The sequence below is a fragment of the Phormidesmis sp. 146-33 genome (assembly GCF_052939515.1).
Genome location: NZ_JBJPHU010000012.1, coordinates 56,721 through 73,693 on the forward strand (window position 1 = coordinate 56,721; position 16,973 = coordinate 73,693).

At 49.8% G+C, this 16,973-nt stretch carries 15 protein-coding genes; 10 read left to right on the forward strand and 5 right to left on the reverse strand.

The genetic code is table 11. The features are described from left to right. The first annotated feature begins 6 nt into the window (after nt 1-6). Nucleotides 7-810: a PIG-L deacetylase family protein gene (locus ACJ2PR_RS07410; protein WP_446876550.1), complete on the forward strand. Its 804-nt coding sequence runs from the start codon at nt 7-9 to the stop codon at nt 808-810. A 36-nt stretch (nt 811-846) separates the two neighbouring features. Here ACJ2PR_RS07410 and ACJ2PR_RS07415 read toward each other — a convergent pair whose 3' ends face one another. Continuing rightward, nucleotides 847-1,920 (reverse strand): glycosyltransferase family 2 protein, encoded by a 1,074-nt coding sequence (locus tag ACJ2PR_RS07415; protein WP_446876551.1) that lies wholly within the window; start codon nt 1,918-1,920, stop codon nt 847-849. 344 nt (nt 1,921-2,264) lie between these two features. Here ACJ2PR_RS07415 and ACJ2PR_RS07420 point away from each other — a divergent pair, with 344 nt between their 5' ends. The 5 genes from ACJ2PR_RS07420 (at nt 2,265) to ACJ2PR_RS07440 (ending at nt 8,444) form a co-directional block, all read left to right on the forward strand. After that, entirely contained in the window at nt 2,265-4,298 is a 2,034-nt protein-coding gene (locus tag ACJ2PR_RS07420) for an ATP-binding cassette domain-containing protein (RefSeq protein ID WP_446876552.1), read from the forward strand. Nucleotides 4,299-4,371: 73 nt separating this feature from the next. Next, nucleotides 4,372-5,325, forward strand: a complete 954-nt coding sequence (locus tag ACJ2PR_RS07425) for a glycosyltransferase family 10 domain-containing protein (RefSeq protein ID WP_446876553.1) — start codon at nt 4,372-4,374, stop codon at nt 5,323-5,325. A 47-nt stretch (nt 5,326-5,372) separates the two neighbouring features. Next, nucleotides 5,373-6,389 carry an Npun_R2821/Npun_R2822 family protein gene (locus tag ACJ2PR_RS07430; protein WP_446876554.1) on the forward strand — a complete coding sequence of 339 codons (1,017 nt, stop codon included), beginning with the start codon at nt 5,373-5,375 and terminating at the stop codon, nt 6,387-6,389. After that, the gene (locus tag ACJ2PR_RS07435; protein ID WP_446876555.1) at nt 6,386-7,297 is read left to right on the forward strand and encodes an Npun_R2821/Npun_R2822 family protein; all 912 of its coding nucleotides are present in this window, start codon (nt 6,386-6,388) and stop codon (nt 7,295-7,297) included. Before ACJ2PR_RS07430 ends, ACJ2PR_RS07435 begins: the two co-directional genes overlap by 4 nt. 193 nt (nt 7,298-7,490) lie before the next feature. Continuing rightward, nucleotides 7,491-8,444 (forward strand): NAD-dependent epimerase/dehydratase family protein, encoded by a 954-nt coding sequence (locus ACJ2PR_RS07440; RefSeq protein WP_446861591.1) that lies wholly within the window; start codon nt 7,491-7,493, stop codon nt 8,442-8,444. Nucleotides 8,445-8,536: 92 nt separating this feature from the next. Here the strand turns inward: ACJ2PR_RS07440 and ACJ2PR_RS07445 are convergent, their stop codons facing one another. Next, the gene (locus ACJ2PR_RS07445; protein ID WP_446876556.1) at nt 8,537-9,637 is read right to left on the reverse strand and encodes an ABC transporter ATP-binding protein; all 1,101 of its coding nucleotides are present in this window, start codon (nt 9,635-9,637) and stop codon (nt 8,537-8,539) included. 188 nt (nt 9,638-9,825) lie between these two features. Here ACJ2PR_RS07445 and ACJ2PR_RS07450 point away from each other — a divergent pair, with 188 nt between their 5' ends. The 4 genes from ACJ2PR_RS07450 (at nt 9,826) to ACJ2PR_RS07465 (ending at nt 12,803) form a co-directional block, all read left to right on the forward strand. After that, nucleotides 9,826-10,242 (forward strand): response regulator, encoded by a 417-nt coding sequence (locus tag ACJ2PR_RS07450; protein WP_446876557.1) that lies wholly within the window; start codon nt 9,826-9,828, stop codon nt 10,240-10,242. 43 nt (nt 10,243-10,285) lie between these two features. After that, on the forward strand, nt 10,286-11,296 hold the full coding sequence (locus tag ACJ2PR_RS07455; protein WP_446876558.1) for an ABC transporter permease: 1,011 nt from the start codon (nt 10,286-10,288) through the stop codon (nt 11,294-11,296). A 17-nt stretch (nt 11,297-11,313) separates the two neighbouring features. Next, nucleotides 11,314-12,192 (forward strand): ABC transporter permease, encoded by an 879-nt coding sequence (locus tag ACJ2PR_RS07460; RefSeq protein ID WP_446876559.1) that lies wholly within the window; start codon nt 11,314-11,316, stop codon nt 12,190-12,192. A gap of 140 nt (nt 12,193-12,332) precedes the next feature. Beyond that, nucleotides 12,333-12,803, forward strand: a complete 471-nt coding sequence (locus ACJ2PR_RS07465) for a tetratricopeptide repeat protein (protein WP_446861599.1) — start codon at nt 12,333-12,335, stop codon at nt 12,801-12,803. A gap of 35 nt (nt 12,804-12,838) precedes the next feature. On the opposite strand, the gene gcvP is transcribed toward ACJ2PR_RS07465, so the two are convergent. The 3 genes from gcvP to gcvH form a co-directional block, all read right to left on the reverse strand. After that, nucleotides 12,839-15,835 carry an aminomethyl-transferring glycine dehydrogenase gene (gcvP, locus tag ACJ2PR_RS07470; RefSeq protein ID WP_446876560.1) on the reverse strand — a complete coding sequence of 999 codons (2,997 nt, stop codon included), beginning with the start codon at nt 15,833-15,835 and terminating at the stop codon, nt 12,839-12,841. Nucleotides 15,836-16,004: 169 nt separating this feature from the next. Further along, nucleotides 16,005-16,241 carry a hypothetical protein gene (locus tag ACJ2PR_RS07475; RefSeq protein ID WP_446869841.1) on the reverse strand — a complete coding sequence of 79 codons (237 nt, stop codon included), beginning with the start codon at nt 16,239-16,241 and terminating at the stop codon, nt 16,005-16,007. Nucleotides 16,242-16,357: 116 nt separating this feature from the next. After that, nucleotides 16,358-16,786 carry a glycine cleavage system protein GcvH gene (gene gcvH, locus ACJ2PR_RS07480; RefSeq protein ID WP_446876561.1) on the reverse strand — a complete coding sequence of 143 codons (429 nt, stop codon included), beginning with the start codon at nt 16,784-16,786 and terminating at the stop codon, nt 16,358-16,360. Between the last annotated feature and the right edge of the window lie 187 nt (nt 16,787-16,973).

Here is a 16,973-nt window from a genome sequence, read left to right on the forward strand (position 1 = left end):
TGATTTGTGAAAAAACTGTTGAATCGAATTCAAAATAAACTGTACTGGCTTCAAAAATACGAATCTCCTGCGTGGCTGTGCTGGTTTCAGTATCTAGGGCTGGCGGTGAGCAGTCCGGCGATCGCCCTTTCTCAAAAATCGGCTCTCATCGTCTCTCCTCACCAGGATGATGAAACCCTTGGCTGTGGGGGATTGATCGCCCTCAAGCGAGAACAGGGAACCCCCGTACAAATTGTATTTGTCACCGATGGGGCGGCTTCTCATCTCTGGCATCCCAACTTTAAGTCGGGCGAAATTGCTCCAATCCGCAAACAGGAGGCGCTAGAAGCCCTATCCATTTTGGGCGTAGAGGCAGATCAGATTCACTTTCTCGACCACCGAGACGGCAAGCTGAGATACACAACAGACAGCGATCGCCAACGAGCCACCGATCAGTTAACCCAAATTATTCACGACTTTCAACCGGGTGAAATCTATGTCACTCACCGTCACGATCGCAGCGCCGACCATGAAGTGACTCACACCTTAGTTAAGAAGGCGATCACAGCGTCAGGACAAGCGATCGAGTTGTTTGAGTATCCGATTTGGATTCTTTGGAAAACGCGGCTCTTTCAAGAAGTCAAGCTATCTGAATTAGCGGGTGCCTGTCGCCTCTCGATCAAGCCCGTCCAACTTAAAAAGCGACAAGCCCTGGAAGCCTATTGCTCTCAATATTTGCCGATCGATGCAGATGGCGGAAAGGTCTTGCCTCATGGCTTTTTGAGGCGGTTCTTTTTGCCCTATGAAGTGTTTTTTAAGGTCGATCGCTAATCGCTATTTCAACCGTAGCAAACGACTTCACCAAATCTAAACAGGTAAACCACTTCGCCAACGTCTGAGCATGACTGGCGCACGGGATAGAAATAGCTTTAGAAAAGCCTTCATATTTTCCAATCCCGGATATTTTTGAAGAAAGTGGGCGATCGCAGGCACACTCAACCACACGCCGCTCGCCTTCTCTAAATGCTGTACTAGCTCCATCCCATTGAGCGGTTTTGCCAATCCGTCCATTAGCTCCAAACGATCTGGCAAGCTGTTGGGATGAGCCTCCGGATCAAATCTAAAATTAATCCAATCAGGCTCCGCGCCTCGATAAGTCTTAGCTTCTGGGTGTCCAAATCCAATGTTTTTGACAAACGAAACTTTGGGCGTAATGTGAACTAAATTGTGTGACAGCGTATTCAGCGTCATCGTGATCACCCAATCTGTCTGACGATTTTTTTCGATAAAAAACTGATTTAACAACGTATGTTTCGTCTGAATCGTTGCTGGAATCTGATAGTAATTCTGGAATGGGTTTGACCCCTGGGGCTGACTTGCTAAATTGAGTTTCTTCCAGCGATCGCTCCACATCCCAAACCCCAACGCAAACACCCGATTGGAGATGATAAAATCTCGATCGATCAGCGGCTCCAACTCATTCGGAAAGTTGGCAAAGGCCGACACCGACCCAATTTGAGGATAATTTCGGTAAGCTTCTAGTAATCGACACACTCGGTCATAAAACCCCGGATTGGGCACCACATCGTCTTCTAGATAGATAAACGAATCATAGCGATCGCTCACTTCCGTCAGGGCAGCCACTACATTGCGATCGCAGCCCAGATTCTCAGGACGCACCACAATCTCAACCGGAATTTTTTGTGAGAAGTCCTTTAATAAAGCAACACATTCATTGATTAAGAGTTCATCTTTTGGGCTTCTTGCTCCATCCACAAAGGCTAAGATCTGTTGCGGTGACAAAGACTGTTGGCTAATCGCCACGAGCACCTGCTGCAAAAGCTCAGGACGAGTAAACGCAACCAACACGATCGGAGGTAACAAATCAGGAAGCGGAACGTCATCCAACAAGTGCGGAAGTTTGATCAAATCCTGGTTCATATCGACCTTACTGAGAGACTACAGACTCAAAATACCCATTCCCCGGCTCCACTTCCCCAATTCCGCTCTACAAAGTCGCCACCAGGGTAATCTGCAACAATCTGACTCGTCCGGATTCGATCCGCGATCGCAGTTTAAGAATGAAGGAGCCACGTGCCTTTTTCTACTTTCCCCCCTCCTCACCTTCAGGAAAAGGGCGCTCGATCGCCGTATCCTCTCTCATCCCTGGCTCTTGAAGTTGTTTTACTCAACCTGATCGACTTCAAGTCATGACGGGATAAATAAAAAAGACCCGCGCCCCAACGGTTGTCAAACTTTACTTGCTGTCTATCTGGAAATTGTGCATGTCCCCCAACAAGCTGCTCCTCAACTTTGCCCTTCGTTATCCAACCTGGATTGTTGCCACGATCGTTTTGGGATTTTCGGGAGCCTTGTTCAACGGCGTGAGTACCGTTCTGATTGTCCCAGTAATTCTGGGATTTCTAGGACAACAAGTCAATTTTAGGGGCGCACCGCCCGTCTTGCAGCCTATTTTTTCTAGACTGGATGGCAGTGCAGGCAGCAGTCAGGCTGGAATCATGCTGGGCTTGATTTTGCTGGCAATCTTGCTCAAAAACATAACTGGGTATGTGGGTTCTCTATCCTCCAGTCACCTATCTCGCGCTCTGGTCAACGACATCCGTAACGAAGGGCTGAAGCTACTTCTGGATGTAGATTTAGACTTCTACGTCAAAACTAAAGTGGGCGACTTGATCAATCGCCTCGGTGCAGAAGTGGCTCAAGCGGCGGGTGCCATTCGGACTGCGATCAATATGATCACAACGGTGGCAACTGTTTTGGTGTTTGTCGCCCTGTTGTTGGCGATTTCCTGGCAGTTGACATTAGCCTCGACCGCACTGTTGTTTTTGGTGTCGCTCGCCAATCACTACTTTGTCAAACGCGCTCAGATTTATGGGCGAGAACTTTCAGAGCAGTCCAGAGAATATTCGGTTGCGCTACTCGAAATTCTCAACGGTATCCGTCTTGTCAAAGCCACGGGTCACGAAGCTCAAGAACATCGCAAACTCAACCAACTGATTCATCGGCGTGAAAAAGCAGAATTTCAGTCTCAGGCGAATACTGCACTGGTTGGCCCTATCAACGAGATGGCAGGGATTCTTACGGTGCTGGCGATCATCATTCTGGGTCAGCTTTTCTTTCGCGACCAGATGGCTTCCCTTTCAACAGTTTTGCTCACCTATTTGCTGCTGCTGTTTCGACTGCTGCCCTTTGTGAGTCAACTCAACAGCATTCGCAGCAGTTTTGCCAGCACGTCTCCTAGCGTCGCGATCGTGCATGATTTTTTGCGCCGAGACAACAAGCCGTTTATGAAAAGTGGTTCCCAGGCTTATCGCCCAATTCAAGAAGGCATTCGATTTGAGGGGTTGTCTTTTGCCTATCCCGGTCACGAAGATCTGGTGCTCAACAACATCGATCTGTGGCTGCCCAAAGGCACAACCCTCGCCCTCGTCGGATCTTCTGGTGCCGGAAAGTCCACCTTGGCGGATTTGCTGCCTCGATTTTATGACGTGACAAGTGGACGCATTACGATCGACGGCACCGACCTCAAAGACTTTGACCCACGCGACTTGAGACGATCAATGGGCATTGTTAGCCAGGACACCTTTTTGTTTAACGACTCCGTTCGCAACAACATCGCCTACGCTCGCCAGGATGCCACCGACAACGATGTGATCGAGGCCGCAAAACGCGCCAACGCTTACGAATTCATCATCAAACTGCCCCAGGGGTTTGAAACCACGATCGGCGACCGAGGTGTCATGCTTTCTGGGGGGCAAAGACAACGACTGGCGATCGCGCGTGCCCTATTGCGAAACCCCGACATTCTGATTCTTGATGAAGCCACAAGTGCGCTGGATACCGTCTCTGAACGATTGGTACAGCAGGCATTGGATGACTTGAGCCGCGATCGCACCACGTTAGTCATCGCACACCGTCTCTCCACGATTCAGAAAGCGCACCAGATTGCCGTTCTCGACAAAGGGCGAGTTGTCGAAGTTGGCTCCCACGCTGACCTGTTACGCAAAGGGGGCTACTATGCGCGGCTCCACGACATGCAGTTTTCTGACAAAGAGCGGAAAAATCACGATCTGCTGACTCAGATTTCTTACGAACTGCGAACTTCGCTCAACTCGATGATTGGGTCACTGCGATTGGTGGTCGATGGTGTAATCGACGATGCAGACGAGCGAACTCGCTTTACTCAAGACGCTTATCAGTCCGCCCTACATCTGGTCAAAGAATTGGAGACGCTAGAGTCCTCAAACCAACAGACCGTGGAATCTGCGCCTCAACCCCGCGTCACAGAGGTCAGTTAGCGGCCCACCTCTTTTTGAATTTCTCAATTTAGTGGATTAGTCATCAAATTGGTCGAAGCACATGAGTCAGGACATGAGTAAAAAAATTGTTGGTATGTTGAGCAGCTATGCAGGGCTAAATCCAAGTCCGAGCGATTGGCTGTGGCAGCAAACTCCCTACCCGTTTGGTCAGTGGGGCAATATCCAAATTCAGGCCCCGGCAACGCAGCCAGATTTTTTGCTGATGTATCAGTTTGATTTTCCGCGATCGACTCCCCAACCCTCCTGGCGCAACAAATTTCGCAAGCAGACCTCCCCGCCAGACATCTCTTCCCAACTGCGCGGTGTCCCCCAAGAGCGAATCATCTATCTGCTCCGAGAACCGCCTCTAGAGGAAGTCATTCACGCCAATCAATGGAACTATCAGCAAGCAGAACAATACTGCGGTTACGTATCTGGGCCCGATGATTTTGCGCCTGTCCCTGACTACATGCCTGCCATCTGGTACGTCCACAACTCGTTTCGCGAATTGAACGAAATGCCCGTCCCTGAAAAGATTCGCCCCTGTAGCTGGATCACGTCAGGCATCAGCCGCACCGAAAATCACCGCAAACGACTAGACTTTCTTCGCCTGCTGCAATCTAATCAATTGCCCTTTGACTTATATGGACGGGGACTTCCGGACTGGGCGCAAACGACGGGCAGAGTCAACAGCAAATGGTACGCGATGTCACCCTACCGCTACAACCTGGCGATCGAGAACTACGCCGACAATGATTGGTATGTGAGTGAAAAACTCTGGGATTCGCTGCTCTGCTGGTGTTTACCGATTTACTACGGCGGTTCGGCGGCCGACAAGCTCCTCCCTCCGGGCAGCTTTCTACGGTTGCCCAGTCTCGACGAAAAAGGACTGTCCTACATTCAAGAAGTCACCGCTACTCCCGATGCCTGGTATGAAGCCAAGGAAGCGATCGCCGAAGCCAGACAAATCATCCTCCATAAGCTCAACCTTCTAAACTGGCTCTCCGACTACACCCAAAAATTCTAGTTCACCCCTCATCCCTCATCCCTCATCCCTCATCCCTCATCCCTTCTATGAACGGAATCTGTACCCTCGCCAATGATTACGTTTACGAGCAGCTAGTTGCTCTCCTCAACAGCATCGAAGCCATTATGGGGTCAGACTTTCCGGTCTGTGTCTATCCTTACGACAACAACACCAGTCGGATTGAGATGGAAATCGCCAAAAGACCCAATGTTCAGCTTTATCAAGATCAGGAGTCGATCGACCGCTGGGATCGCTACGTTAAGCAAATTTGGGATAGCCATCCAACGGCTCAACAACAGTGGCAAAAACACAGTTTGGAGCGCTACCATCGCATCGGCACTCATCGGCGATTTTGTGCATTTGACGGCCCGTTCGATCAGTTTCTCTACATGGATGCAGATACGCTGTTGATGGGAGATATAACCCCCATTTTTGAGCAATTAAATCATCACGATTGGGTGGTTTACGACTTCCAATATCGAGATATTGATCACGTTTACGAGGCGGCTTCTCGCCAACTTCAAAAGGTTTTTTCAGCAGAAAGACTCAACGCTGAGATTTTTTGCTCTGGACTTTATGCTGCAAAAAAGAATACGTTTAGTGCCGAAAAGTTGGACTGGCTGCTGAAGAGTCTGCAAAGTGGAGAAGCAGAAGTCTTGTATTGCATGGCACCAGACCAGACGATTCTCAATTACATGGTGATGCGATCGCAGCTTTCTATTTACAACTTTGCTTTACAGTTACCAACCGACCAAAAAACAGGTTGCTGTGTCACTTCGCCTCATTTTTCAGAACAAGATCACATTCTGTATGATCACGGCAAGCGACTAGTTTATATTCACTACATTGGATTGTCCTCTAGTCTGTTTCGCAATCTTTGTTCAGGCGAAAATGTTGACTTTCCCTACCGAGATTTATTCCTCCATTATCGCTACCTTAACGAGCCTGAAAATAGACCTGTCTTCAACACCTCACCCATCCCTTACCACCCACCCTCGCCGCCCAGTTTAGTCAGTCGGGTTCTCGAAAAAATCAAGTTAGTTGCACAAGGAGTTCAGTCATGAGTCGTGGAATTTACATTACTGCAAACGATAAAGTAACGGATCACGCGATCGCTCTTATCAATAGCATTCGCATCCACGACGTAGAAACACCGATCGTGCTAATTCCCTATGACGACAACTATCACAACGTTGCAGAAATTCTCAAGCAGCGACATGGCGTTGAAGTTTATGGAGATTTGGAGTTTATCGATCGCTTGTCGAAGCGGCTTCATGAAGCTTTTGGCAGTGACTTTTTTGCGCGTCCTAACCAGTTTCGCAAGCAGGCTTGTTGGTTTGGTGAGTTTGATGAGTTTCTCTACATTGATACCGATATTGTTGTATTCGAGAAGATCATCGACAACCTAAATTACTTTTCTGAGTATGATTTTCTCTGCTGTGACTATCAGCATCTAGGAGGAATCAAAAACGTCTTTACCTCCAAAGTGGTCGAGGAAAACGTCTTTACCGAAAGTGATTTGAAAGATATGTTTAACGGTGGATTTTGGGCTTCCAAAAAAGGATTGGTTTCTGAACAAGAAATCTACGAAACCTTTGCGGAATGTGCAGCCCATCCTGAATATTTTGACTTCTCTCAAAAGACTTCTGACCAACCAATTATCAACTACATGATTTTGAAGCGCATTGCCCGCCGATTCAACATCATTCGTAGACCCGGCGGAGCACCTGGAAACTGGGGAGGTACCAGTCATTTTACTCGGACTGAAAACTACCAATTAGTTGATCCTAGCGTTGATCAACCTTTGCAATATTTACATTGGGCAGGCATTCGGATTCAGCCAGGTTGCCCCTATTGGGATATTTGGGAGCATTACCGCTATCTGCATGAAGAAAAGCCTTTAGTAGAAGTGACCCTAGCCCCCAAGAAGCCCGGTTTTTTTCAACAGATTGTCAGCAAAATTAAGCGTTAGATTTCACTAAAATTTAGGGTGTTTGTTTGTCGATCGAGTTGCCCCCTTAGATCTTTAAACCTACGATTTCTTCTACTTTTGAGTGTTCCTGCGGTTCACAAATTCAGCTTATCTATTTAGGGTAGATTGAGGAATGGCGACCGTGTGGGCACAACGTTTTAGATTAGAACCTCATCTATTAGCGGAAACAAACATGGTTACAAGTATCGTCACAGGCGCAGCAGGATTTATTGGATCTCATTTGGTAGAGGCATTGCTCGATCGAGGTGAGCGTGTGATCGGCGTTGACGAATTTAACAACTACTATGACCCTGCCCTAAAGTGGAAAAACGTGTCCAATTTCACAGATCACCCCAACTTTAAGCTGGTTGAGGGAGACATTCAGTTTCTCGATTGGCAGTCGCTTTTAAAGGGGGTCGATGTGGTCTACCATCAAGCGGCTCAGGCGGGGGTACGAGCAAGCTGGGGCAAAGGGTTTCGATTTTACACAGAACGCAACATTAGTTCTACACAGGTCATGCTAGAGGCAGCAAAGGATGCCCAAGATCTGAAACGGTTTATCTACGCCTCGACCTCCTCGGTGTATGGCAATGCCGAGACGCTACCGACCGCTGAAACGATTTGCCCCCAGCCCGTCTCGCCCTACGGCATCACCAAACTCGCGGCAGAAAGGCTATGTGGGCTGTATCACCAAAATTTTGGGGTGCCTTACTGTGCGCTGCGATATTTCACGGTGTATGGCCCGCGTCAGCGTCCTGATATGGGCTTTCACAAGTTCTTTAAGGCGGTTTTAGAGGATCAGCCGATCGCTATCTACGGAGACGGTCAGCAAACCAGAGATTTTACCTTTGTCAGTGATGCGATCGCGGCCAATCTAGCAGCAGAGGCCACTCCTGAAGCGATCGGTGAAGTGTTCAACATTGGTGGCGGCAGTCGGGTTGTGTTGACGGAAGTGATCGATACGATGGAGCAGATTGTTGGTCGTCCAATTCGTCGCGATCACATTGAGAAGGCGATGGGAGATGCTCGACATACGGCGGCGGATGTGTCTAAGGCGCAGAGGATTTTGGGGTATCAGCCTCAAGTTTCTCTTGTAGACGGACTGACAAAAGAATGGGAGTGGGTAAAGGGGCTTTATCAGGGATGAGTGAGAACTTCGATGATCTGTTCCCCCTTTGGGGGTAATCCGCTTTGCGAGAGGGATGAGGGATTTTGCTCTTTATGTTTCAGTCTTAGCTGTTAAATTTCTTTGCTTTTAATTGGATACATTCGATCGCCTGTCGCTGGGTCAAAGAGAAAAAGATGGTCAAAGTCCAGGGTGAGAGAGAGACGATCGCCAAGGTGTAGAGGCAGATCAGGATGAGTTTGAACGTTGAGGGACGATCGATTCCCTGAAGGCAACCTGACTCGAACTAGAGTTTCTCGCCCCAAGGGTTCGATCAGGCTGACTTCGGTAATTAGATGTCCAGCGTCTTGGCTGACTTGCAAATGTTCTGGACGAATGCCGAGATCGAGAGATTGCCCAGAAGCGAGTCTCAGTTTGGCTGGTAGGGCTGTGGGACAGGGGATGGTCTGCCCTTCGATCTGAAAGCCTGAGCCTGTGTAGATGGCTGGCAAAAGATTCATCGGAGGACTGCCCAAGAAGGTGGCAACCATCCGATTTTGGGGTAGGGCGTAGATTTCTTGAGGGTCGCCAATTTGCTGAATGGTGCCGCGATCGAGAATAACAATGTGATCTGCCAGCGTCATCGCTTCGACTTGATCATGGGTGACGTAAATGGTTGTGATGCCAACGCGCTGATGAAGTTGTTTGAGTTCTGATCGAGTGCCGTCACGTAGTTGAGCATCCAGGTTAGACAACGGTTCGTCTAATAAAAAGACTTGAGGCTGACGGGCGATCGCTCTTCCCAGGGCCACGCGCTGTTGTTGACCGCCGGAGAGTTGGCGAGGCTTGCGATCAAGCAGGTGGGAAATTTCTAAAATTCGGGCGACGGTTTCGATGCGTTCTTGCTGCGTTTTGAAGTCGATCTGACGCATCTTCAGCCCAAAAGCAATATTCTCCGCCACCGTCATGTGAGGATAAAGCGCATAGTTTTGAAAGACCATCGCTACGTCGCGCTGCCGAGCAGGAACTTGGTTGACCAGCGTTTCACCGATGTACAAGTTGCCAGAGGTTGCAGATTCGAGTCCGGCGATCGTTCTCAAAACCGTCGATTTGCCACAGCCAGACGGGCCCACCAGCACCCAAAATTGACCATCGGGCACCTCAAAGGTAATGTCAGCGATCGCCACAGATTTGCTAAACCGTCGTGTAATTCCATCTAAGCGAACACTGGCCATAGGGTGAAATGAATAAGGAACCGTAGACTCTGGGCTGCACTCTGCGTTTTTCTAGGACTAGCACTCTTTTGAAGAGGACGTAGCGTTCACAGAAATAGACTTAATAATTTCTGCAATCTATCGAAAGGGGCGTTAATTTATTACGATAAGAAATTAACTTCCTAAAAGTACTTTGGTAATTAGATATTTTGTCAACATCTGCTCAAAGGTTAAACCATTTACAGATTCTCATCGTCGAGGATGAAGCAATCACCCGCACCGCCCTCATGGTACTACTAGAGCGTCAGGGTGCCACTGTGCTTGCGGTTGGCTCTGTCAAAGAAGGACTCCAGGCATTAGAAACCTTCTTTCCCGATGTGCTTTTGAGTAATATTCGGCTACCCGACGGCATTGGTGCAGGAGTTTTGCAGCGGTTGCGTGATCGCGATTCCAAAATAGGCCAATTTACGCCCGCGATCGCTCTGACAGGCGAAACTCTAGAAACCGTCCGCACCGATCCGTCTCTAGCAGGCTTTCAGGTCTATTTGTCAAAACCCTTTGATGCCACAACCCTGATTACTGCAATCATCGGCTTGAGCGAAGAAGGAAAGCGTTCCGATTCTTAATTCCACTCTCCTCACTCCTCACTCCTCACTCCTCACCTCCGATATGCCCCAATACATTCTCAAACGCCTCCTCGGTCTGCTGCCTGTCTTGTTTGGCATCACTTTCGCTGTATTTTTGCTATTGCGGCTGATTCCTGGAGATCCGGCGATCGTCCTGGCAGGCGAACGAGCCACTCCCGATCAGATCACGGCTTTAAGAGAACAGTTGGGTCTCGACAGACCGTTAGACCAGCAATACTTTGCCTTTCTAGAAAACATGGTGCGACTAGAGTTTGGCAACAGCATCATTAGCGGCATTCCTGTGATAGATGAAATTCGCAGTCGTTGGGCGGCGACCTTTGAATTGTCGATCGCAGCCATGCTCGTGGCGGTCGTTCTAGGAATCCCATCTGGCGTTGTGGCAGCGGTTCATAAAGATCGTCTGGTGGATAATCTGCTAATGAGTGGGTCGCTGATTGGGGTTTCGCTGCCTGTCTACTGGTTGGGGTTGTTGATGGTCTATTTGTTCTCTATCACGCTGAAATGGCTGCCTCCGAGTGGGCGGATCAGTGTCGAGACTGGATTTTCGTTTCAGCCCATCACCGGATTTTATGGGTTGGATGCATTGTTAAATCTGAATCTATCCGTCCTGGCGGATGTGCTGTCGCATCTGATCTTGCCAGCTTTGACTCTGGGAACCATTCCGCTGGCGATCGTTGCCCGCATCACTCGCAGCGCTATGCTCGAAGTTCTCACCCAAGACTACATTCGCACCGCCAAAGCCAAGGGATTGCCCGATCGCTTAGTTGTGTTTCGTCATGCGCTCAAGAATGCCTTGTTGCCGATCAATACGACGATCGGGCTTCAGTTTGGCACGCTGTTGGGTGGAGCGATTTTGACCGAGATAATTTTTTCCTGGCCGGGGCTTGGCTCCTGGGTCTATGAAGGAATTTTGGCGCGAGACTATCCCGTGGTGCAGGGTGGCGTGGTGTTCATTGCCGTCATGTTTGTGGTGATCAATCTGCTGGTTGATATTTCCTACGCCTGGATCGATCCGCGAATTCAGTTCCGGTAAACTGGGCTGAGCGTGGTGTGAGAATTTTAGCAGCGATGAAGCGATTTTTTGAGCAGATTTTCGGACACAAAGCCGTTCAGCGCTTCTCACGATCGACCTCTGGCAAAATTGGACTCGTGCTGACGATCGCTCTTTTTTTGATGGCGCTGCTGGCTCCTATTTTGTATCCCTATGACCCGGCGAGCGATCGCGATTATCTAGCTCGGTTGGCTGCCCCCAGTGGCGCTCATTGGTTTGGGACAGATAGTTTGGGGCGCGATTTGCTGGTGCTGGTGTGGTATGGAATTCGCATGTCGCTGCTCGTCAGTCTGGTGTCGGTGAGCTTTGGGGCAACGATCGGGCTGTTTTTTGGATTGCTTGCAGGCTATTTTCGCAGTTGGCTGGAAGTGATTATTGGCTGGGTGACTGACATTTTGCTGGCGTTTCCGCCGATTTTGTTTGCGATCGCGATTGCCACCGTTAGAGAGCCGAGTTTGCAAAGTGTGATAATTGCGGTTGGGGTGGTGCAAATTCCTATCTATGTCAGGCTGGCCCGAAGTGTGGTGTTGTCACTGCGGGAGCAAGAATTTATCCAGGCGGCAAAGGCGTTAGGAGCGACCCCCATGCGGATTATTGGGCGGCACATTCTCCCTGCCAGTCTCGCCCCTCTGGTCGTTCAGGCAACGTTGTCGATCGGCACTGCCACCCTCGAAGCGGCAGGATTGGGCTTTTTGGGACTCGGCCCACCGCCTCCCACCCCAGAATTGGGCACCATGCTGTCGGATGCGTTCAAAGGCGGCTATTCCCTCTCGTCTCCCTGGACAACGCTCTTTCCAGGATTGGTGATCACGCTGATTGTGCTGGCATTCAATCTTTTGGGTGATGGGCTGCGAGATGGGTTAGATCCTCGAAGTTAGGGGACTTCAGACCTTGGACTTTGGACTCTAAACTTTGAACGTTAGAGAATAGGAAGAAGGGAGCAGAACTGTCCCAGGTTCAAGCTGTATTGTCTAGAGTCAAACGTCGAAAGTCTACCGTCTAGAGTCAATCGTCCAATATGAACGAAGCACAAATCAATTCCCTGTTGCAAGAGCTAAAAAATCCTGATCAAGCCGTCCGAGTCCATGCTACCGAAGAGCTTTGGCGATTTTGGTTTATGCAGAAAGGAATGGTCGGGTTTCAGATGCTGCAACGGGCCCAGTCTTTACTCGAAGAGGGTGACACCACCCAAGCCGAAGCCTTACTCACTGAGTTAACCAGCAGCACCCCCGATTTTGTCGAAGCCTGGAACCGCCGCGCCGTCCTGTATTTCACGCTCAAAGAGTACTTCAAAGCGATCGCTGACTGCAAAACCGTTCTGCGGCTGAGTCCCTTTCACTTTGGCGCACTCAATGGTTTGGGTTTGTGTTATGCGGCGATCGGCGACTATCGCGAAGCCATCCAATCCTTTCGAGAGGCGTTAGAAGTGCAACCGTATGCGATCGAAAACCAACGCCTCATCCTAGAATGCACCGCCAAGTTGAGTTAGCAAGGGAAAAGTCTCAAAGAATCACTCCTCATCCCTCATCCCTCATAAGCCTCCATCGGCAAACACGAGCAAACGAGATTGCGATCGCCAAACGCATTGTCAATTCGTCCCACGGTTGCCCAAAATTTGTTTTCTCGCGTCCATTTGGTTGGGTAGACAGCTTCCTGGCGCGAGTAGGGACGATTCCACTCCTCAGCAACCAGATCGGCGGCAATGTGGGGGGCATTTTTGAGCAGATTGTTTTGGCGATCGACTGCTCCATCTTCAATCGCCCGAATTTCTTCTCGAATGGCAATCATCGCGTCACAAAAGCGATCGAGTTCCTGTTTGGATTCACTTTCGGTCGGCTCAACCATTACGGTTCCGGCAACGGGCCACGAAACGGTCGGCGGATGGAACCCATAATCAATCAGCCGTTTGGCAATATCATCAACCTCAATTTCGGCACTCTTTTTGAACTGGCGCAAGTCGAGAATGCACTCGTGAGCCACCAGCCCATTTTTGCCTTTGTAGAGAACGGGATAGTGATTTTCTAAGCGTTTGGCGATGTAGTTGGCGTTGAGAATGGCGACTTCGGTGGCTTCCGTCAGACCTTGACCGCCCATCAGCGCAATATACATCCAGGAAATTGGCAGAATGCTGGCACTGCCCCACGGCGCGGCGGAAACGGCTCCAATCCCTTGTTTTCCTCCCATCTCAATCACGGGATGCTTGGGTAAAAAGGGCACCAGATGAGCAACGACTCCGATCGGCCCCATCCCCGGCCCACCGCCGCCGTGAGGAATGCAGAAAGTTTTGTGCAGATTCAAATGGCAGACATCCGCGCCAAAATCACCGGGACGACAAAGCCCCACCTGCGCGTTCATGTTGGCTCCATCCATGTAGACCTGGCCGCCATGAGCATGAACGATCGCGCAAATTTCGACAATCCCTTCTTCAAAAACGCCGTGGGTCGAGGGATAGGTCACCATCAGCGCGGATAAGTTGTCTTGATGCTTTTCGGCTTTGGCTTTGAGGTCAGCGATATCGATATTACCTTCGTCGTCGCAGGCGATCGGCACGACTTGCATTCCGGCCATGACGGCGCTGGCGGGGTTGGTGCCGTGGGCAGATTGAGGAATCAGACAGATGTTGCGGTGCCCTTCGCCTCGCTGCTGGTGGTATTCTCGAATCACCAAAAGTCCTGTGTATTCGCCTTGAGATCCCGCGTTGGGTTGCAGCGAAATGCCTGCGAATCCGGTGATTTCAGCCAGCCATTCTTCTAACTGTTGAAACAGAATTTGATAGCCTTCGGTCTGCTCAACGGGTGCAAACGGGTGAATCTGTCCAAACTCTGACCAGGTGACGGGCACCATTTCTGAGGTGCTGTTGAGCTTCATCGTGCAAGATCCGAGGGGGATCATCGCCGTCGTCAGCGACAGATCCCTGGATTGCAGCCGATACAGATAGCGCAGCAGTTCAGTCTCAGATTGGTAAGTCTGGAAAACGGGATGGGTCAGGTAAGGACTCGTGCGGGTCAAATTTTTGGGAAGCGAGGTGGCAACAGGCAGCAGATCTTCGGGGTTGAAATGGGCGGAATGATCTCCCGCAAAAAGTTGGAAAAGCGCGATCAAATCATCCGTGCAAACCGTTTCGTCGAGAGAAATGCCAAAAGTCCGATCGTTGATCTGTCTCAAATTGATCTGATGGGCGATCGCTCGTCTCGAAATTTCTTCAGCTTGCTGGGTAGAAACTTGTACGTGCAGCGTATCAAAATAGGGTTCAGATCCGATCGTACAGCCCAGTTTTTGCAGTCCCGTCGCCAATAGTTTCGTCATGTAATGGATGCGATCGGCGATGCGTTTTAGCCCTTCTGCCCCGTGGTAGACCGCATACATACTGGCAATCACCGCTAACAGAACTTGAGCCGTACAGATATTGCTGGTGGCTTTGTCACGTCGGATGTGTTGCTCACGAGTTTGCAGAGCGAGACGCAGGGCGGGCTGTCCCTGACGATCTTTTGACACGCCGACGATGCGGCCGGGGATTTGTCGCTTATAGGCTTCTCTAGTCGCAAAGTAAGCTGCGTGAGGGCCGCCGTATCCGAGCGGAACGCCAAACCGTTGAGTGTTACCGACTGCGATATCTGCGCCAAATTCTCCCGGCGGTTTCAGCAAGGTCAAACTGAGTAAATCTGCGGCAACGGTGACAATCGCTCCTGATTCATGCGCCCGATCGCAAAATGCCTGATAGTCATAAATTGCGCCGTCTGTCGCTGGATATTGCAGCAGTGCCCCAAAGATCGGCGTGTCGAAGGCAAACGTTTGATGATCGCCCACAATCACGTCAATTCCCAACGGTAGCGCTCTGGTTTTGACGACTGCGATCGTTTGAGGATGACAAGCCTCTGACACCCAAAAAGATTTCGCCCTGGTTTTGCCCACTCCATAACTCATTGACATCGCTTCGGCAGCGGCAGTCCCTTCATCTAACAGAGACGCATTGGCGATTTCTAGCCCCGTCAGGTCAATCACCATCGTCTGAAAGTTGAGCAACGCTTCTAATCGACCCTGCGCGATTTCGGGCTGATAAGGCGTGTATTGCGTGTACCAACCGGGATTTTCGAGAATGTTGCGCTGAATCACGGGCGGCGTAATGCAATTGTGGTAGCCCATGCCCATAAAGGAGCGAAAAATCTGATTTTGGCTAGCGATCGCCTTCAACTCAGTCAACAGCTCATATTCGCTGCGGCTGGCTCCAATTTTTAACGGCTGCTGAATCCGAATGCCTTGGGGAACGGCTTTGCTAATTAACGCTTCCATCGAGTCTAAGCCCAACTCACCCAACATCTGCTGAACTTCGGAGGGGCGAGGGCCAATGTGGCGATCGACAAAGCGATCGGTGTAAGCCAACTGATCCGGCGTTGAAGTAGGGCGACCCCTTGCGGGTAACTCGGAGAGATCGCCGTTAGAAAAGCTTTGAGAAACCACGGCATTGCCTTCAGACCGACTCAATTCAACCGTGGAGTGTGCTTGGGTGAGAGGCTCAGACATAGGTGAGTTTACGGGTTGGAGTGAATAAATCGAGCAGTTTCAGGAGATGAAGCACAAATGAATGCTTATCCTAGAGCCAGTCTTTATATTTTGCAACAATCAACCCGTTAGCTGCACGATCAAGTGTGAAAGGATGATGAAGTTAAACCGTGAAATCTCGTAAATTTTGTCAGCGATTTTGCTGCTCAAACAGTTTTTCCATCATTTGAGCCTGACGATCGACCACTGTCACTAATCGAGTAATGTTATCCGTCAGTTTTGCGATGTTTTCTGCTTGCTGTTGGGCGGTCAATTTGATGTCGGTCAATCCCTCTGTCAATCGCCCGATTTGGTCAGTGACCATTTCTAGATTTTCGGTAATGTGAGCAAGCTGTCGGTTTGTCTCATCCTGCTGTCTGTCATTCATCACCTGTTTTAGCGTCAGTTTGGTAAAGTTTTTTCGCTTCGTTATTAAGCGCTCCTGCCCCCTCATTCTGGGGGACTTTATGACAACTTCGCTTCAAAATTTCGAGCTTCACCTTTTTATGTGCCTTCGACTTGCGATCGATAGTCCTCTGCTGAGAGTGCACCGTCCAAACTGCTCGGATCGTCGATTTTCACTTTGATCAGCCAACCTGCGATGTAAGGATCGTCTACCAGGTTTTCGGGAGTCTCTACCATGTCTACATTGGCTTCGATCACGGTGCCTGTGACGGGTGACTTCAAATCTTCGACAGCTTTGACCGATTCAACAGTGCCAAAACTTTCGCCTTGTTCGACTGCGCTTCCTACGTCGGGCAGTTCTAAAAACACGATGTCGCCCAGTTGGTCGATCGCAAATGCACTAATGCCAACGGTGGCAATGTCGCCTTCTAGCCGAGCGTATTCGTGGGTGTCGAGATATTTCAGATCTTCGGGATATTCCAGTGCCATTTGAGTTCCTGTGCGATCGCCTAATTCAAACTGTCTCAAAAAGTTTACCGCTTCCACTTTACAGCGTCACTGGAAATCAAGATTTGGGTGGAGAAAGATTTTGAATGAGGCGATGAGCGCCAATCACCGCAGCTACACGCACAAAGTTTGCCTGGGTAAAGCCAAAGATCCGCGATTTTGCAGCAGACTTGACCAACAAATTTAGTTTGCATGGCAGGGAGTCCTC